The organism is Microbacterium sp. STN6 (assembly GCF_026410545.1).
In the GTDB taxonomy this organism is placed as follows: domain Bacteria; phylum Actinomycetota; class Actinomycetes; order Actinomycetales; family Microbacteriaceae; genus Root112D2.
Map to the genome: position 1 here is coordinate 718,387 of NZ_JAPMIT010000002.1, position 16,700 is coordinate 735,086.

Genomic DNA, 16,700 nt, shown 5'->3' on the forward strand with positions numbered 1-16,700 from the left:
CAGCGCCTGACACGCCCCGCGAGAGGAACCGATCATGACAGTGGGAATCGACGGCCTCGTCAGCGGGCTCGACACCACGAGCCTGATCAACAGCCTCATGCAGGTCGAGGCGCAGCCGCAGACCATGCTGAAGAACAAGGTCTCGACCACGCAAAGCCTGGTCTCGGCCTTCCAGAGCCTGAACACCCGCGCCGCGACGCTCGGCTCGCTCGCCGACGCGACAGCCAAGCCCGGTGCCCTCGACCTCTACAAAGCCTCCAGCAGCTCAAGCGCCGTGAGCGTCACCGTCGCGGCGGGCGCCAGCGCCGGCCAGATCGACCTCACGGTGGGCCAGATGGCGCAGCGCCAGGTGAGCGTCACCGCGACGATGAGCGCCTGGCCCGTTGACCCGCCCGTGCTCACGGTCGTCGGCGCCGACGGCACCACGACCGAGGTCACTGCCGCGAGCACCGCTCTCGATGACGTCGTCACCGCGTTCAACGCGGCCGGCTCGGGGGTGACGGCCATGAAGGTCGCCTCGGGCACAGACGGCGCCGGCAATCCGCTCTTCCGTCTGCAGTTCAGCTCGAAGGAGACCGGCGCGGACGCCGCGTTCACGGTGTATCAGGGCTCCAAGGCCGACGTCACGGCGGGTACCGCGACCGACCTGAGCACGGTGGCAGGATCAGCCACGATCAAGAGTGCCCAGGACGCCACCGTCACGCTGTGGGCCGGCACGGCAGCCGAACAGCAGATCAGCTCGGCAAGCAATACGTTCACCGACCTCTTCCCCGGCGTCTCCGTCACCGTGAACTCGGTGAGCGCGACACCGGTCACCCTCTCGATCCAGCAGGACACCGCCGCGGTCTCGAAGAAGGCCAGCGACCTCGTCGACTCGCTCAACGGCATCTTCGGCTACATCACCCAGCAGACGGCGACGACCACCTCCACGGATCCCGACACCGGCCGAACGGTCGTCACGGGTGGCGTGCTCTCGGGTGAATCGATCGTGCGCGACGTGAACCAGAAGATGATGACGGCGGCAACCATGCCGATCAACGGGCACTCGCCCTCCGAGATCGGCATCAGCATCGCCGAGGACGGCACCATCGCGTTCGACTCGGACAAGTTCGCCGCGGCCCTCGCAAAGGATCCCTCGTTCGCCCAGAGCACGCTCCAGGCGATTGCACAGCGGGTAGCGGATGCCGGCAAGGTCGTCTCCGACCAGTACAACGGAACGCTCACCGGCACCATCAAGGGCCAGCAGTCGCTCATCACCGACTACAACAAGCAGATCAGCGACTGGGACCTGCGCCTCGCCGACCAGCGCACGGCTCTCGAGAAGACGTATGCGACGCTCGAGGTCAACCTGAGCAACCTGCAATCGCAATCCAACTGGCTGACCGGCCAGCTCGCCGGCCTCTCCACGGGCGGCTGATGACGATGACCATGGCAAACACCACCCTCCGCTCTCAGTACGCACGCGATGCGGTCCTCTCGGCAAGTCCCGCACGCCTGCTGACGATGCTCTACGACCGGCTGCTGCTCGACCTCAACCGGGCAGAAGAGGCCCAGTTGGGCGCAGACTGGCCGCTCGCCAACGAGAACCTGCAGCACGCGCAGGCCATCATCGCCGAGTTGCAGACCTCGCTGCGGCCCGACGCCTGGGACGGCGCCGAGGGCATCATGGCCCTCTACACGTACCTGTCGACCGCCCTGATCAACGCGAACATCCATCGGGATCCGGCGCGCACCCGCGAGGCGATCGACCTGCTCGAACCCCTGCGCCAGGCCTGGCACGAGGCGGCCAACTCGCTGCCCGTCGCCGCTGCGCAGAACAGCGGAGGGGAGCTCGGCGTTGCCTGAGTACGAGACACAGACCGACGAGAAGGTCCTCGGCGAATGGGAGAGCATTCTCTCCGGCCTTGAGCGCGACCTCACGCTTCTTCAGACCAACGGAGCGGATGCGGCCACGACCGCGCGCCTCGCCTTCCCGGCCGGCGCGCTTCCCCGCGTCTCCGGCCCGATTCCGGCGCACCTCGTGGCACGCGCACAGCGGGTGCTCGACGCACAGACTGAGGCCCTCACGCACCTGCAGCAGGCGCTGGCGTCGACCAGCCGGCATATCGCCGCTGTGCGCTCGGTCCCACAGGTCAGTGGCCGTGGCGCATCCGTGTATCTGGATGCCGTCGGCTGACGCATCGCTTCGAGGAGTATCCCGGCCGCTCCAATACGGTGCGTTGCCTAACGAAACCGTCGAGCATGCCGAGAGGTTGTAGCGAGCACGGATCGCTCGACTCTTGAGGCCACGGATCGGCCAATCACACTCTTCGTGAGGGGACGGCCGTCGTGCTTGAATCCGTGACGTCTGCCGCACTGACGAGCGCGCTCGACGCGCTCGCCCTGCGCCAGCGGACCATCGCAGACAACATCGCCAACGTCAACACGCCGAACTACCACGCCAAGCGCGTGCAGTTCGAGGATGCGCTTGCCGCCTCGGTCAAGGCCGGAGACGGCACAGTCGCCGCCACCACCGCGAACTCACTCGAGCCGACCCGCCTCAACGGCAACAACGTCAACCTCGACACCGAGACGCTCTCGAACATCGACACGGTGCTGCGGTACCAGTTCGCCACCCAGGCTGAGGGCAACCTCTTCAACGGCGTGCGCGCGGCGATGAGGACGGCCTGATGACCTTCGACGCGATCGGCATCGCCGGAACCGGCCTGACCCTGCACCGCAAGTGGCTCGACGCCATCAGCGACAACCTCGCCAACGCCAACAACGCCACACGCACGAGCGACGCGGCCTTCCAGGCCCGCTACATCGTGGCGCAGGCAGGGGAGGGGACCTCCGGCGCCTATGTGGCCGGCGTCGCGTACGGCGACGCGCAGGGCGTGATCGTCAACGACCCGAACAACCCGCTTGCGGACGCCGACGGCAATGTGCGCTACCCCGACGTCGACATGGGCGAGCAGATGGGCGAGCTCATCATGGCCCAGCGCGGATACCAGGCCAACGCCGCCGTCGTCGACCGAGCCAAGACCACCTACGAAGCCGCACTGCAGATCGGACGCTGATCATGCCGATTCCCGCTCTCGGAGCCATCCAGTCGATCGCCGGCACCGCCGCGACCCAGGCCACGACCGCCACGAACTCCACCGACGGTTCCGGCTTCGCGACCGCGCTCGGCGGCGCGGTCGACAACCTGCAGCAGTTGCAGTCGACCTCGAACACCCTGGCGATCAAGGCGGTCACGGGTGACCTCACCGACATTCACGACGCCACGATCGCGGCAACGAGGGCGCAGGTCACCCTCGAACTCGCCGCGGCCATTCGTAACAAGGCCGTTGACGGGTTCAACGAGATCATGAGGATGCAGGCCTGATGCCCGCTGCAGTCACCTCCGTGCTGTCGCGCCTCGGCGCGACCATCCGCGGGTTCAGCATTGCCCAGCGCACCATTGCGATCATCGGTATCGCGGTCGTCGTGCTCGGCGCCATCGCGCTCACGAGCTGGCTCGCGAAGCCCTCGTACACGCCGCTGTTCTCGGGCCTAAGCGGTTCCGACGCGAACGCGATCGTCGAGCAGCTGCGCACCGACGGCGTCTCGTACGAGCTCGCCAACGGCGGCGGCACGGTGCTGGTGCCGGAAGCGTCGGTGTACGACGAGCGTCTGAAGGCGGCGGCCGCGGGCCTGCCGTCGTCGAGCACGGGCGGCTACGCGCTTCTCGACAAGATGGGTGTCACCTCGAGCGAGTTCCAGCAGTCGGTCACGTACAAGCGGGCCATCGAAGGCGAGCTCGCCAAGACGATCTCGGCGATGAAGGGCGTTCAGACGGCATCCGTGCAGCTGGCGATTCCGAAGGAGACCGTGTTCACGTCCCAGAAGACGGACCCGACGGCATCCGTGTTCATCGAGACCCAGGCCGGCGTGAGCCTGACGACCGACCAGGTGCAGGCGATCGTGCACCTCACCAGCGCATCGATCGACGACATGAAGCCCACGGATGTCGCGGTCATCGACTCGCGCGGAACCGTGCTCTCGGCCGTCGGCACCGGAGTCAACGGCTCGACCGACCAGCAGGCGGGTGACTACCAGGAGCGCGTGCGCACCGCGGTGCAGAGCATGCTCGACAAGGTGGTCGGCACCGGAAATGCGACCGTCGTGGTGGCGGCCGACGTCAACCAGGAATCGGCGACGAGAACCGAGACGAGCTACTCGCAGCCGACGAGCGCGCCGTCGATCAACGAATCCACGACGAAGGAGACATACTCGGGAACCGGCGCCGGCTCGAGCGGCGTGCTCGGCCCCGACAACATCGCGGTGCCGAACGGTTCGACCTCCGACGGCTCGTACAACTCGGAGAGCACGACCAAGAACAACGCGATCGACCAGGTGACGGAGACACGCAACATCCCGTCCGGCGCCATCGCGCGGCAGACCGTGTCGGTCGCGGTCGACTCGGCGGCCGCCAAGGGGATCAACGTCGCCGACCTGACCTCCCTCGTCTCGGCCGCCGCCGGCGTCGACACGGCACGCGGAGACAAGGTGTCCGTGAAGGTCGTCGACTTCAGCCACGCCTCGGCAAAGGAGGCGGCGAAAGCCCTGGACGCCGCGAAGGCGCAGGATGCCGCCGACCAGTTCGCCGGCATTGTGAAGACGGTCATCATCACCCTCGGCATCCTCATCACGCTGGCACTCGGGCTCATCCTGTACGCACGCCGCTCGCGCAGGCAGCACCGCGAGACGGTGGAGGACTGGACGCTCACAGAGGCCGTGCCGTCTCTCGCCTCGGGCGCGGCGACTCTGCCGCTCACGGCGCCTGCCGCGCAGCCCGCCGCCGTTCCTGCCGCTCCCACTCTTCCGAGCCTGGGTGAGGCCTCCGACGTCGAACGTCGCCGCGCCGAGATCGGCGCCCTCGCAGAGCAGGATCCGTCGCGTGCCGCCGACTTCCTGCGCAGCATGATGGATGAACGGCAGAACGCATGAGCAGCGGGACCACCGTGCTGACCGGCACGCAGAAGGTGGCCGTCGTACTCATGAACATGTCGCACGAGCGTGCCGCGCAGGTCATGCGCGAGTTCAGCGAGACCGAGGCTGAGGAGATCGCGGCAGAGATCGTGCGGCTGCGCAAGGTGGACAAGGACGCCGCTGAGGCCACCCTTCTCGAGTTCCACGAGCTCACCCTGCAGGGCGGCTGGAGCCCGCGCGGCGGCCGCGACTTCGCCTCCGGCCTGCTCGAGGCGTCGTTCGGCGCCGAGAGAGCGGCCGGCGTGATGAGCAGGGTCGCGTCATCGATCGCGGGCCGTGCCTTCGAGTTTCTCGACGGCGCGGAATCGGGCCAGATCTCCAGCCTGCTCAACGGCGAACTGCCGCAGACCATCGCTCTCGTGCTCGCGTACCTGCGGCCCGACCAGGCATCCGCCGTGCTGGCGAGCCTCGAAGACCCGCTCCGCACCGACGTCGCCCAGTGCATCGCGACCATGGGCACGGCGACGCCGGAGGCCGTGAGTGTCGTGGCCGACACGCTCAAGGCGCGCGCCGGTGCGGTCGTGACAGCGCGCGAGTCGAGCGAGGTGATCGGGGGAGTGCAGCCGCTCGTCGAGATTATCAACCGCTCCGATGTCGCGACCGAGCGCGCCCTGCTCGACGGCCTCGACGAGCGCGACCCCGAGCTTGCCGAAGAGGTTCGCTCGCGCATGCTGACCTTCGCCGACATCGTGAAGTTCGAGGCGAAGGACGTGCAGCAGGTGCTCCGTGGCATCGACGCCGCCATTCTTGCCCTCGCGATGAAGGGATCGGCCGAGACGGTCGTCGAGACCATCCGCACCAACCTCTCCGAGCGCAACCGGGAACTCCTCAACGAGGAGCTCGAGGCGCTCGGCCCAGTGCGCGTCAGCCAGGTGGAGGAGGCACGCGCGGAGGTCGTGCGCTCCATCCGCGACCTCGAGGCTCAGGGCACGATCACCCTGCAGCGCGGAGACGAGGAGGAGTATGTCTACTGACACTCGCTTCTCGGGCCTCAGCTTTCCCGCACTGAACGACGCCCGCCGCGACGACATCGAAGCGCAGGCTCGTGTGCAGGGCCACGCAGCCGGCTATGCCGCCGGGCTCAAGGCCGCGCAGCGTCAACTCGACGAGCGCCGCGCTGCGCTTGAGCACGAGTTCAACACGGCGCGAGCGGCAGAACAGGTTCGAGTCGCCGCGGCTGTTGCCGCTCTCACCGCCGCACGGGCGGCTCTGGATTCGTGCCTCATCCCGGTGCTCGACGACGCGCAGGACTCGCTCGCGGCCGCCGCTGTCGACATCGCCGAGGCGATTCTCGGGCGCGAATTGGCGGATGGCGCCGACTCCGCCCGCTCGGCGCTGCGTCGCGCGCTCGACCACGCCGAGGCCGACGATGTCATCGCCGTGCGGCTGAACCCGGCCGACCTGGCGGATCTTCGCTCCCTCGGCGACGAGGCGACCGGAGCCCTCAGCATCCCGTTGCAGGCCGACCCTGCTCTTGCCCGCGGCGACGCCATCGCCGAGCTGCCGGCGGGGTATCTCGACGCCCGCATCACGAGTTCGCTGGCACGCGTTCGTGCCGCGCTCGGCGAGGGGGCGTAGATGAGCAACGTGAGCGCCACGCGGCCCCGAGCCGACCGATTCGGCAATGCGCTGAGGGCCGCGCGCCCGCAGCGGGTCGGCGTCGTCTCCTCCGTCGTGGGTCTCGGCATCGAGATCGACGGCCTCGACTGCGCCATCGGCGACATGGTTCGCGTCGGCGAGCACCCCGGAATCGAGGCCGAGGTCGTCGCCGCGACGCGCGACGGCATCCGCTGCATGCCCCTCGGTACGCTCGGCGGACTACGGGCGGGGGCGCCTGCGCGCTCTACGGGAACCCCCGTGCTCGTGCCGACCGGTCACGGGCTGTTCGGTCGCGTGCTCGACGGGCTCGGTCGCCCGATCGACGGCAAGGGGCCGCTCGAGACGTCCGCGATGGTGCCGCTCGATCATGCCGCGCCCTCTGCCATGCACCGCGCCCGCATCGACACCCCGCTGCAGTTGGGCGTGCGCGTGCTCGACACGCTGACGACCGTCGGCAAGGGGCAGCGCATGGGCCTCTTCGCGGGCTCGGGCGTCGGCAAGTCCTCCCTGCTCTCCATGGTGGCGCGCGGCACCGACGCCCAGGTGTCGGTCATCGCACTCGTGGGGGAGCGCGGCCGTGAGGTGCGCGAATTCCTCGAGGACGACCTCGGCGAGGAGGGCCTTGCGCGCTCAATCGTGGTCGTCTCCACCTCGGACGAGCCCGCACTCATGCGGCTGCGCGCCGCCTTCGTCGCCACGCGCATCGCCGAGTCGTTCCGTGACGAGGGCGCCGACGTGATGCTCATGATGGATTCGCTCACGCGCGTGGCCATGGCCCAGCGTGAGATCGGCCTCTCGGTCGGCGAGCCGCCCGCGACGCGGGGCTACCCGCCCTCGACCTTCTCGGTTCTCGCCAAACTGCTCGAACGGGCAGGCACGGATGCGCGTGGCTCTGTCACCGGCGTGTACACGGTTCTCGTGGACGGCGACGACCACAACGAGCCCGTGGCCGATGCCGCCCGGTCCATTCTCGACGGCCACGTCGTGCTCGACCGCAAGCTCGCCGTCGTCGGCCACTTTCCCTCGGTCGACGCGCTCGGCTCGGTATCGCGCGTCGCCTCGCGCGTGAACCCCCGGGAGCGAACCGCCCTCGCCAGCGCTCTTCGCCGCGTGCTTTCAGCCCGCCGATCGGCCCAGGACCTGCTTGATGTCGGCGCTTACCAGAGCGGCACGAACCCGCTCGTCGACGCCGCCATCGAGCACGAGCAGGCGATCGACGCGTTCCTGCGCCAGGGCATGGATGAGCAGGTCGATGCGGAGACGTCGTGGGCGACGCTCGCCGCGCTCACGACCGCAATGGGGGTGGCCTGATGGCGCCGCGCTTCTCCCTCGCCGGTCTGCTGCGCCTGCGCCACCTGCAGCAGGACCAGGCCGCCGCATCGCTCGGCGCCGCACACGCACTGCTGCGCGAGAACTCGGAGCGCCACACGCGTGTGCGTGCCGCGCTGCGCGACACCGCCAGCGACCCGACGAGTGTCGCGGCGCTCTCGGCGATCGCCGCGGCGCGTGCCTCGACGCTCGGCATGGTGCAGGAGCTCGGTGCGCTCGGCCGGGTGCACGAGAGTGCCGTCGCCGACGCGCAGGAGACCTACGAGGAGGCGCGCTCGCGCTCGATCGGCCTCGAGAAGCTCGAGGCGAAGCACGACGCGCTCGTGGTGCACGAAGAGCTGCGCGAGGAGCAGGCCGTGATCGACGAGATCGCCTCGACATCGTGGCACAGGAAGGAGGGCGAATCATGAGCGTCACCGACGCGGTCGGTTCGATCCAGCAGATCCAGTCCCGGCTCTCCGAGCTCTTCGGCCCTAAGACGAGTGCGACCGACAGTACCTCGGACACCACCTTCGCCTCCGCCCTCGCACAGGCGAACGGCCTCGCCGGCGCGAGCGCCGTCTCGTCGTCCACCGGCGTCGCCAACCCGCTGGGCGCCACCGGCGCCGACGTGGTGGCCGATGCCCGCAAATACCTGGGCGTGCCCTACGTGTTCGGCGGGGAGGACGCGAGCGGCATGGACTGCTCCGGGCTCGTGCAGCGCGTCTACGCCGACCTCGGCATCACGCTGCCGCGTGTCGTGCCGGACCAGGCCAAGATGGGCGTCGAAGTGCCCTCCCTCGCGCAGGCGCAGCCGGGCGACCTCATCGTGCTCAAGGGCGAGGATCACATCGTCATCTACGCGGGCGACGGCAAAGTCATCCATGCGCCGAGCGCCGGCCGCAACGTGCAGGTGGCCAACGCCTGGATGAACGACAGCCAGATCGCCACGATCCGGCGCATCGTGCCGTCGGCGTCCGACGCGGCAGCGTCCACCGGTCTTGCGGGCCTGTCGTCGCTCGCCGGTTCGAACAGCACCACCCTCGCGAGCCTGTCGTCGCTGGCCGGTTCGAATAGCACCACCCTCTCCGCGGCGCTGCGCGCCGCACTGACGAGCGGAGCCACGTCATGACCATGCAGATCTCCACGCCGCCGCCGGCACCGGCTGCCACGCCGGGGCGAGCGGCACACCGTTCATCTGACGCCGGCGGGTTCGATTCCGCCATGCGCGGCGCGGTCGACCGCCTCGCGCCGCGCGGTCCATCGTCAGACCGCTCGGCGGACGGGCCTGCTGACCGACCCGCGGATGCGGGCGAGCGGCGCCGCTCCGACGGTGCGCCAGCGACCGCCAAAGGCCACGCGAGCGCGGCCACGCGCGGCGACCACAGGCACACGCACGACGACTCCACTGCGAACGCCGCGACGACCGCCGCGACCCAGCAGGGCGCCACGACCGACGCGAGCGGCCCGTCGACAGACGCCGCCCAGGCATCGACGAGCGCCGCCACGACGCCCCAGGCGCAGAGCGGCACAGCGGATGCCGCCGCCGCATCGTCCTCGCAGGCGACGACCGGCGCCGCGGCCGCTGTCTCGGCGGCCACCGCCGCCGCCGCCGCCATCTCTGTCTCGGCGACCGGATCGCCTGTCGCGACGGCGACTGCTGCCGCTACCGCAGCGGCGACCGTGCCCGTGACCGGAGCGTCCGCCACGATCACGTCGACGGTCGCCGGCCACGCCGCCGCCGCTTCCGCATCATCGCCGACGACCGGCCAGTCGCCCGCGGCCACCGCCGCCCAATCCGCCACCGCCCCGGCGAGCGGCAGCACACCGTCATCGGCACTTCAGGGCGCACAGGCCGGGGCGACCGCACCCGCGACCGCCGCAGCCGTCGCCGCCGCGCCCCGTCCCGCTCCCTCGACCGGCGCCGCCGCCTCGAGCGCACGCGCCGCCGCAGCAACGCCCGGTACCGCAGCAACGCCCGGCACCGCACAGGCCGCCGGAGCGGGGGCAACCACCGTGCCGACAGCGGCCACGAACGCCGTCGCCACGACCACGGCCGGCGCTGCCGGTGCCGCGACGGCAGCGACCGGAGCGACGACGGCGACCCCGAAGGCGGGGGAGGCGGCGGGCGGGCTGCACGCGGCAGCGTCCGCGGGCAACGGCAGCGTCGTCACGACAACCACGAACGGTGGCGGCGCGAACGCGAACGGTGCGGGCGTGACGGGCGACGCAGCGGCGTCGGCCGCATCCGCTTCTGGCTCACCTGCGGCGCCGATTGCCAAGGCCCTCCCAGTCGATGGCTCGGCCATGCCCCAGGCCGCAGTGCAGGTGACCCAGGCGCCCGCAGCACAGGCTACCGCGCCGACCGCGGCCGCGCAGCCGGCTCCCCAGGCTCCCGCGCTGCCGCTCGCGGCCCAGCTCGCGACGCCCATCTTCACCCTCGCCGGTGCCAAGCCGGGCGAGCACACGCTCACGCTCAACGTCACGCCAGAGAACCTCGGACCGGTCACGGTACGCGCGCACGTCACCGCGGCGGGCATGCACGTGGAGCTCTTCGCCCCGACCGACGCCGGCCGCGACGCCCTGCGCACGATCCTCGGCGACCTGCGCCGAGACCTCTCCGCCACCGGCGCAAACGCTCAGCTCGACCTGTCATCGCAGAACCAGCCCGCGGATGCGCAGGCCGACGGCCGCCAGTCGCTCGCACCCCGAACGGAGCGCGCCTCGGGCTCACGCACCGACCTTGCGGTGGGCGACGAGAGTGAGCGAACCCCCAGACCGCGCCACCTGGCGACATCGACCCTCGACCTGCTCGTCTGAGAGAAGGAGAACACCATGCCGATCGACACCGTGGCGAGCGCGTCCGGAGCGCTGTACGCGACTCCGCCGACGCGCGCGCCCAAGCAGACGCTCGACGCCGACGCGTTCATGAACCTGCTCGTGGCCCAGCTGAAGAACCAGGACCCGAGCTCGCCCATGGACACGGGCCAGATGATCTCGCAGACCACGCAGCTGGCGATGATGGAGCAGATCACCAAGCAGACGACCACGAGCAACGAGAACTTCTCACTGCAGATGCGCATTGCCGCCGCGGGCCTCGTGGGCCAGCAGGTGAGCTACACGAACTCCGATGGAGACGCGATCAGCGGCATCGCCTCGTCCGTCTCCTTCGCCGGGCCGGTGCCGCAGGTGACCGTGGACGGGGTCGAGGTCGCCCTCGACGCCATCAGCGGCATCCGTACCCCGGCGAGCACCACACCGACCGCCACCTCAACCTCTTCAACGTCAACCACCAACTGAAAGGCGAGCATCATGCTTCGTTCTCTGTACTCCGGCATCTCGGGCCTCCGGTCGCACCAGACCATGCTCGACGTGACCGGCAACAACATCGCCAACGTCAACACCATCGGATTCAAGTCGTCGTCGACCCAGTTCCAGGACACGCTCTCGCAGATGCAGAAGGGTGCGAGCGGGCCTCAGGCCGAGGTCGGCGGCACCAACCCCGCGCAGGTCGGGCTCGGCGTGCAGGTGGCGGGCATCGCCACCAACTTCACTCAGGGGTCGGCGCAGGCCACCGGCAAGCCGACCGACATGATGATCTCGGGCGACGGATTCTTCACGGTCAAGGTCGGCAACGAGACGCTGTACACGCGTGCGGGATCGTTCAGCCCCGACCCGCAGGGGCGTCTGGTGACCCCGGATGGCGCGATTCTGCAGGGCTGGCCAGCCGTGAACGGCGTGGTGAATTCCGGCGGGGCCATCGGCGACCTGTCGCTGCCGCTGAAGGCGGTCTCGCCCTCCGCGCAGACCACCACAGCCACCGTGACCGGCAACCTGCCCGACGACGCCGCGGACGGCACGGCGCTCACGCGCGACATCAAGATCTATGACGCCTCGGGCAACGCCTCCAACCTCACTCTGACCTTCACGAAGGATGCGGCGCCGGCGCAGAGCTGGACCGTGACCGACGAGGCCGGCGCAACGGTGGCGAGCCTTCCGTTCGCCAGCGGCGCGCTCACGACGCCTCCTGGACCGATCAACATCGGCGGCGTGGATGTGAACATGGATTCCCTCACCGGATACGCGGGCATCACGAGCGTCAGCATTGCCGACCAGGACGGCCGCGCCGCCGGCACGCTCGACACCTTCACCCTGTCGAAGGACGGCACGCTCATCGGTACGTTCAGCAACGGCGACACCGAGCCCATCGGCCGCATCGCGCTGGCGAACTTCATCAACCCGGGCGGCCTCGAGAAGGCGGGCTCGTCCGAGTACCGCGCCACGGTCAACTCGGGAACGGCCGCCCTCGGCAGCGCCGGCTCCGACGGCCTCGGCCAGCTCACCGCGGGCAGCCTCGAGATGTCGAACGTGGACCTCTCGCAGGAGTTCACCAACCTGATTGTCGCCCAGCGTGGTTTCCAGGCAAACGCGCGCATCATCACCACCAGCGACGAGGTGCTGCAGGAGCTTACTAGCCTGAAGCGCTGATAACGCACAATCGCTCGGCCTGTCGGCCGTTCCCGATGCCTAACGCGCATCCGGGAGCGGCCGACAGTGGTGTGTGAGGAGCCTATGGATGGGATCCGCAAGCAATCATCAGGGATGAGTCATGATCGTAGTCACGCGGCTTAACGACAGCCAGTTCGCGGTCAACCCTGACCTGATCGAGCGCATACACGCCCATCCCGACACCACTCTCGTGCTTGTCGACGGCTCCACCTTCATCGTGACAGAGTCGATGAGCGACGTCATCGAGATGATCGCTCAGTATCGCGCGCATGTGATCTCGCTCGCCAACGCTCAGCCGTCGGCGCCGGTGCACCCGGGCGCCCAGCGGCTCAGTCTTGTCACGAGCGAGGACGACACCAGCGATCAGGCGCCTCGGAACACGGTTCCCACCGCGCCGCGGGTAGGGAAGAACTGATGGATCCGGCTACCATCATCGGCATCCTCATGGCGTTCGGCGCCCTGGGTGCCATGATCGTCATGGACGGCGCAAGCGTGACCGCCCTGCTCATTCCCGCCCCCATGGTGTTCGTGCTCGGCGCCACGATCGCCGTCGGCATCGCGAGCGGCACCCTGAAGGATGCGGTGCTCGCCGTCAAGGCAGTGCCGCGTGCCTTCAAGGGCAAGGTGAGCCCTCCGCAGGAGATCATCGACCAGGTCGTCTCCCTCGCCGAGAAGGCCAGGCGCGAAGGGCTGCTGGCGCTCGAGCAGGAGGCGGATCAGGTCGACGACCCGTTCCTGAAGGAGGCGCTGCAGAATATAGCCGACGGCACGGACGCCGACGAGCTGCGCATGCTGCTTGAGGACAAGATCGCCACCCAGGCACGCACCAACAAGGTGGCCGCCAAGTTCTTCGCCGCGATGGGCGGCTACGCCCCGACCGTCGGCATCATCGGCACGGTCGTCTCGCTGACGCACGTTCTCGAGAACCTCGACAGCCCGGCCACCCTCGGCCCTGCCATTGCGAGTGCGTTCGTCGCCACGCTGTGGGGGTTGCTGTCGGCCAACTTCCTGTGGCTGCCGATCGGCACGCGGCTCGCGCGGCTCAGTGAGCTGGAAGTGGAGCGCATGACGCTCCTGATGGAAGGCATCCTCGCCGTTCAGGCAGGGAGCCAACCCCGCCTGGTGGGGGAGCGGCTGCGGGCGATGGTGCCGTCGTACGCCCTGCCGCAGGCCGCATGAGCACCCGGCCCCGTCGCCGCAATCTCGGCGAGGGCGAACCGGAGCACGACACCAGCGAACGGTGGATGGCGTCGTACATGGACATGGTCACCGTCATCATGTGCATGTTCATCGTGCTGTACTCGATGTCGGTGGTCGACAAGGACAAGTTCCAGGAACTCAAGAACTCGCTCGCCACGGGCTTCGGCACGACGAAGACCGAGAAGATCGACTCGGCCCAGGGTGTCGTTCTGCCCAAGGACCTTCTGAACAAGGACGCCCAGGGCTTCACGAAGGTCGAGCAGAAGGCGATGACGGATCGCGAGCTCGCCGAGCAGGAGCTCGACTCCCTCGCCGCGCTCGAGCAGAAGATCCACGATGCGTTGGCCGCCCAGCAGCTGGCGAGCTCTGTCGACCTCAAGCTGGACGAGCGCGGCCTCACGATCCGGCTCATCGGGTCTGAGACGTTCTTCGCGACCAACAAGATCGATCTGAGCAACAAGGCCGTGCGTGTGCTCGACGCGGTCGCGCCGCCGCTCCGCGAGACACCGTACTCGATCTCGGTCGAGGGCCACGCGGATGCGCGCAGCGCCGCCTACCCGTACCCCACAAACTGGGAGCTCTCGTCGGGACGCGCCACCCAGGTGCTGCGGCACCTGGTGGAGCAGGACGCAATCGTGCCGACCCGCATCTCCGCGGTGGGCTTCGGAGACACACGCCCGCTCTCCACCGGTACCACTCCGGCGGACCTCGCCAAGAACCGCCGCGTCGACATCGTGGTGCTCTCGACGCAGCCGGAGGAGGTGCGGGCCCTCATCCCGGGCATCCTCCAGGAGCGCCAGGCAGCGGCAACCGCGGGGGTGGCCTCGAGCGGACCATGACGATGTAGCGGTGAAAGGTGATGGCGCCCGGCCCAGGCGTGCCTAACGCACGGCCGACGGCGGCCGATAGTGTGCTTCGTGACGGTCCAGGAACACACGGTGTCTCGCGCGCCCTCAGCGGCGGCGAAGTCCGTTGAGCTGTATGACTTCCGCCGACCCACCACGCTCGCCCGCGAACACTCACGCGTGCTCGAGCTCGCGTTCGAGACGTTCGCCCGCCAGTGGGGCACCCAGCTCACCGCGAAAGTGCGGCTCGTCTCCCAGGTGACCTGCGAGCAGGTCACCATGGTGACGTACGACGAGTACGCCGCCGGACTGCCTGCACACACCGCGATGGTGCTATGCGAACTCGCCGACACCGAGCCGAAGGCCGTCATCCAGTTCCCCACGACGGCGGCGTTGTCGTGGGTGACGCACATGCTGGGTGGCAACGGTGCCGCTCACGACCTGCCTGAGCGCAAGTTCACCCCGCTCGAGCAGGTGCTCGTGCGACGCCTGATCGACGACGCGCTCGAAGACCTGCGGTACTCGCTCGGCCCGCTTCTAGTCACGGGAATCGGCGTCAGCGGCATCCAGTACAACTCGCAATTCGCTCAGGCCGCGGCCACCCGCGACCTCATGATCGTCGCGTCCTTCACCATTCGCATGGGCGACGAGATCGCACCAGCCACGCTCGCCATGCCCTCCGAGGTGCTTCTGCCGCAGCTTGGGGCGGCCAGCCCGACCAAGAGCGCCGCGAACGTGCGGGAACTGCTGCACGACCAGCTTGCACAGGTGCCCGTCGAGGTCGCGCTGCAGGTCACGCCCGCCATGGTGCGGCCGAGCACCATCCTTTCGCTCGCCGCGGGCGATCTCATTCCGCTTCCGCACCCCGCACACCGGCCGTTCGCGCTGATTGTCGACGGAGTGCAGCTGGCTCGCGCCGCGGTCGGATCCAACGGGTCCCGACTCGCCTGCGTCGTCGTGAACACCGAGGAGAACCCATCATGACCACCGTCACGCAAGACCTGCACGCCGCCAGCGTCGACGCACTCGTCGAGCAGCTTCCCACGGCGCAGGCGCTACACGCCGAACGCATCTCCGACGGGGCTGCCGCCCCCGAGACGGCCGCCGTCGTGGCGGCGTTCGTGGGGGCGACCTCGGCAGACTTCGCCATCGCGCTGCTCGACGCCGAGGCCCTCGCGCCCGCCGGCGGAGACGCTCCGCAGGTGTCACTCGTCGACGTGCTGCGGCCCGCGCTCGAGGCCGCGACCGGCCCGCTCGGCAGCGGCGTGCTCGGCGAGGGCAGGCTCGAGGAGCGTTCGTCGCTCTTCTCCGACGCCGACGCCGTTCGCTTCCGGCTGCTCGAGGCCGACGGTCGCCTTGCGGGCGAGGTCGCGGTGCGCATCCGTCAGAACGGCACGGTCTCGGCCGACCGCGATGTCGACCGCTCGGTGGTCGGCAAGCTCGGCCGCATCAGCAACGTCGAGATGGCTCTCGCGGTCGAGATCGGCCGCACTCGCATGTCGGTCCGCGACCTGCTCGCGCTCGAACCGGGCGCCGTCGTCGAGCTCGACCGCTCGGCGGGCTCGCCCGCCGACATCCTGCTCAACGGCCGCCTGATCGCGCACGGCGAGGTCGTCGTCGTCGACCAGGAGTACGCGGTTCGCATCACCCAGATCCTCGACGTCGCGGACGGCATCGCCTGAACATGGACACCCTCGTCCTCGCTCTTCGCGTCGTGCTGTCGCTCGCGGCGGTGCTCGCGCTTCTGTGGCTTCTGCGCCGCAAGCTCGAGCGTCGCCCGCGCCGGCGTGCGCGCACGAACAGCATCCAGGTCGTGGGTCGCCAGGCGCTCAGCCGCCGCGCTTCCGTCGTCATGGTCGAGAGCGACGGCAAGCGTCTTCTGCTCGGCGTTACCGAGCAGTCCGTGAACGTGCTGCACAGCGAAGACATCGGCAGCACCGTGCTGCGCGCCGACGAGTTCTCGCGCACCCTGGAGAACGCCCGTCGCGAGGGCATCGCGCTCGAGGGCACCCAGGTCAGAGGCACGCAGGCGACGGATGCTGCGCAGCACGCGCCGGCATCGCAGGGCCCGCAGCACGCCGCCCTCGAGCCCGCCCCCGTCGCCATGCTGCGTCCGCGGCGCGATCGCGCCCCGCAGGGCAAGCTCGGCGGATCCATCCTCTCGCCCGCGACGTGGAAGCAGACCGGCGCGGCGCTTCGGCAGGGGCGGTGAGTCCAGTGGCTGCC

The 16,700-nt window shown here is 69.3% G+C and carries 21 protein-coding genes; all 21 read left to right on the top strand.

Features of this window, described 5'->3' with window-relative positions:
* The first annotated feature begins 34 nt into the window (after positions 1–34).
* Positions 35–1,417 carry a flagellar filament capping protein FliD gene (fliD, locus tag OSC27_RS08795; protein WP_267181059.1) on the top strand — a complete coding sequence of 461 codons (1,383 nt, stop codon included), beginning with the start codon at positions 35–37 and terminating at the stop codon, positions 1,415–1,417.
* Positions 1,418–1,428: 11 nt separating this feature from the next.
* A complete protein-coding gene (gene fliS, locus OSC27_RS08800) occupies positions 1,429–1,845 on the top strand; it encodes a flagellar export chaperone FliS (protein ID WP_267181060.1) in 417 nt (138 codons plus the stop codon).
* Positions 1,838–2,176, top strand: coding sequence for a hypothetical protein (locus OSC27_RS08805; RefSeq protein ID WP_267181061.1), 339 nt, complete (start codon positions 1,838–1,840; stop codon positions 2,174–2,176). The genes fliS and OSC27_RS08805 overlap by 8 nt, the downstream gene beginning before the upstream one ends.
* 152 nt (positions 2,177–2,328) lie before the next feature.
* Complete coding sequence (locus OSC27_RS08810; RefSeq protein WP_267181062.1) at positions 2,329–2,670, top strand: flagellar basal body rod protein FlgB; 342 nt, start codon at positions 2,329–2,331, stop codon at positions 2,668–2,670.
* Positions 2,670–3,059, top strand: a complete 390-nt coding sequence (locus tag OSC27_RS08815; protein WP_267181063.1) for a flagellar basal body rod protein FlgC — start codon at positions 2,670–2,672, stop codon at positions 3,057–3,059. Before OSC27_RS08810 ends, OSC27_RS08815 begins: the two co-directional genes overlap by 1 nt.
* A 2-nt stretch (positions 3,060–3,061) precedes the next feature.
* Complete coding sequence (gene fliE / locus OSC27_RS08820) at positions 3,062–3,367, top strand: flagellar hook-basal body complex protein FliE (RefSeq protein ID WP_267181064.1); 306 nt, start codon at positions 3,062–3,064, stop codon at positions 3,365–3,367.
* Positions 3,367–4,971 (top strand): flagellar basal-body MS-ring/collar protein FliF, encoded by a 1,605-nt coding sequence (gene fliF, locus OSC27_RS08825; protein ID WP_267181065.1) that lies wholly within the window; start codon positions 3,367–3,369, stop codon positions 4,969–4,971. The genes fliE and fliF overlap by 1 nt, the downstream gene beginning before the upstream one ends.
* Complete coding sequence (fliG, locus tag OSC27_RS08830; protein ID WP_267181066.1) at positions 4,968–5,987, top strand: flagellar motor switch protein FliG; 1,020 nt, start codon at positions 4,968–4,970, stop codon at positions 5,985–5,987. The genes fliF and fliG overlap by 4 nt, the downstream gene beginning before the upstream one ends.
* Positions 5,977–6,591, top strand: a complete 615-nt coding sequence (locus tag OSC27_RS08835) for a FliH/SctL family protein (RefSeq protein ID WP_267181067.1) — start codon at positions 5,977–5,979, stop codon at positions 6,589–6,591. Before fliG ends, OSC27_RS08835 begins: the two co-directional genes overlap by 11 nt.
* Complete coding sequence (locus tag OSC27_RS08840) at positions 6,592–7,923, top strand: FliI/YscN family ATPase (protein WP_267181068.1); 1,332 nt, start codon at positions 6,592–6,594, stop codon at positions 7,921–7,923.
* Positions 7,923–8,351, top strand: coding sequence for a flagellar FliJ family protein (locus OSC27_RS08845; protein WP_267181069.1), 429 nt, complete (start codon positions 7,923–7,925; stop codon positions 8,349–8,351). Before OSC27_RS08840 ends, OSC27_RS08845 begins: the two co-directional genes overlap by 1 nt.
* Positions 8,348–9,052 carry a C40 family peptidase gene (locus OSC27_RS08850; RefSeq protein WP_267181070.1) on the top strand — a complete coding sequence of 235 codons (705 nt, stop codon included), beginning with the start codon at positions 8,348–8,350 and terminating at the stop codon, positions 9,050–9,052. The genes OSC27_RS08845 and OSC27_RS08850 overlap by 4 nt, the downstream gene beginning before the upstream one ends.
* Positions 9,049–10,740, top strand: coding sequence for a flagellar hook-length control protein FliK (locus OSC27_RS08855; protein WP_267181071.1), 1,692 nt, complete (start codon positions 9,049–9,051; stop codon positions 10,738–10,740). The genes OSC27_RS08850 and OSC27_RS08855 overlap by 4 nt, the downstream gene beginning before the upstream one ends.
* 15 nt (positions 10,741–10,755) lie before the next feature.
* Entirely contained in the window at positions 10,756–11,220 is a 465-nt protein-coding gene (locus OSC27_RS08860; RefSeq protein ID WP_267181072.1) for a flagellar hook assembly protein FlgD, read from the top strand.
* Between the two features lie 12 nt (positions 11,221–11,232).
* The gene (locus OSC27_RS08865; protein WP_267181073.1) at positions 11,233–12,408 is read left to right on the top strand and encodes a flagellar hook protein FlgE; all 1,176 of its coding nucleotides are present in this window, start codon (positions 11,233–11,235) and stop codon (positions 12,406–12,408) included.
* Positions 12,409–12,529: 121 nt separating this feature from the next.
* Entirely contained in the window at positions 12,530–12,844 is a 315-nt protein-coding gene (locus OSC27_RS08870; protein ID WP_267181074.1) for a flagellar FlbD family protein, read from the top strand.
* Entirely contained in the window at positions 12,844–13,608 is a 765-nt protein-coding gene (locus OSC27_RS08875; protein WP_267181075.1) for a motility protein A, read from the top strand. Before OSC27_RS08870 ends, OSC27_RS08875 begins: the two co-directional genes overlap by 1 nt.
* Complete coding sequence (locus OSC27_RS08880) at positions 13,605–14,468, top strand: OmpA/MotB family protein (RefSeq protein ID WP_267181076.1); 864 nt, start codon at positions 13,605–13,607, stop codon at positions 14,466–14,468. Before OSC27_RS08875 ends, OSC27_RS08880 begins: the two co-directional genes overlap by 4 nt.
* A gap of 78 nt (positions 14,469–14,546) precedes the next feature.
* Complete coding sequence (locus tag OSC27_RS08885) at positions 14,547–15,458, top strand: flagellar motor switch protein FliM (protein WP_267181077.1); 912 nt, start codon at positions 14,547–14,549, stop codon at positions 15,456–15,458.
* Entirely contained in the window at positions 15,455–16,156 is a 702-nt protein-coding gene (fliN, locus tag OSC27_RS08890) for a flagellar motor switch protein FliN (protein WP_267181078.1), read from the top strand. The genes OSC27_RS08885 and fliN overlap by 4 nt, the downstream gene beginning before the upstream one ends.
* Before the next feature lie 2 nt (positions 16,157–16,158).
* Positions 16,159–16,686: a flagellar biosynthetic protein FliO gene (gene fliO / locus OSC27_RS08895; protein ID WP_267181079.1), complete on the top strand. Its 528-nt coding sequence runs from the start codon at positions 16,159–16,161 to the stop codon at positions 16,684–16,686.
* Positions 16,687–16,700 lie beyond the last annotated feature (14 nt).

Excerpts from the sequence above, each read along its gene's own strand:
- fliF (WP_267181065.1), top strand. The coding sequence starts at position 3,367 with ATGCCCGCTGCAGTCACCTCCGTGCTGTCGCGCCTCGGCGCGACCATC.
- OSC27_RS08875 (WP_267181075.1), top strand. The coding sequence starts at position 12,844 with ATGGATCCGGCTACCATCATCGGCATCCTCATGGCGTTCGGCGCCCTG.
- OSC27_RS08870 (WP_267181074.1), top strand. The coding sequence starts at position 12,530 with ATGATCGTAGTCACGCGGCTTAACGACAGCCAGTTCGCGGTCAACCCT.
- fliO (WP_267181079.1), top strand. The coding sequence starts at position 16,159 with ATGGACACCCTCGTCCTCGCTCTTCGCGTCGTGCTGTCGCTCGCGGCG.
- fliN (WP_267181078.1), top strand. The coding sequence starts at position 15,455 with ATGACCACCGTCACGCAAGACCTGCACGCCGCCAGCGTCGACGCACTC.
- fliE (WP_267181064.1), top strand. The coding sequence starts at position 3,062 with ATGCCGATTCCCGCTCTCGGAGCCATCCAGTCGATCGCCGGCACCGCC.
- fliS (WP_267181060.1), top strand. The coding sequence starts at position 1,429 with ATGGCAAACACCACCCTCCGCTCTCAGTACGCACGCGATGCGGTCCTC.
- OSC27_RS08865 (WP_267181073.1), top strand. The coding sequence starts at position 11,233 with ATGCTTCGTTCTCTGTACTCCGGCATCTCGGGCCTCCGGTCGCACCAG.
- OSC27_RS08850 (WP_267181070.1), top strand. The coding sequence starts at position 8,348 with ATGAGCGTCACCGACGCGGTCGGTTCGATCCAGCAGATCCAGTCCCGG.
- OSC27_RS08815 (WP_267181063.1), top strand. The coding sequence starts at position 2,670 with ATGACCTTCGACGCGATCGGCATCGCCGGAACCGGCCTGACCCTGCAC.
- fliG (WP_267181066.1), top strand. The coding sequence starts at position 4,968 with ATGAGCAGCGGGACCACCGTGCTGACCGGCACGCAGAAGGTGGCCGTC.
- OSC27_RS08880 (WP_267181076.1), top strand. The coding sequence starts at position 13,605 with ATGAGCACCCGGCCCCGTCGCCGCAATCTCGGCGAGGGCGAACCGGAG.
- OSC27_RS08840 (WP_267181068.1), top strand. The coding sequence starts at position 6,592 with ATGAGCAACGTGAGCGCCACGCGGCCCCGAGCCGACCGATTCGGCAAT.
- OSC27_RS08845 (WP_267181069.1), top strand. The coding sequence starts at position 7,923 with ATGGCGCCGCGCTTCTCCCTCGCCGGTCTGCTGCGCCTGCGCCACCTG.
- OSC27_RS08860 (WP_267181072.1), top strand. The coding sequence starts at position 10,756 with ATGCCGATCGACACCGTGGCGAGCGCGTCCGGAGCGCTGTACGCGACT.
- OSC27_RS08835 (WP_267181067.1), top strand. The coding sequence starts at position 5,977 with ATGTCTACTGACACTCGCTTCTCGGGCCTCAGCTTTCCCGCACTGAAC.
- fliD (WP_267181059.1), top strand. The coding sequence starts at position 35 with ATGACAGTGGGAATCGACGGCCTCGTCAGCGGGCTCGACACCACGAGC.
- OSC27_RS08855 (WP_267181071.1), top strand. The coding sequence starts at position 9,049 with ATGACCATGCAGATCTCCACGCCGCCGCCGGCACCGGCTGCCACGCCG.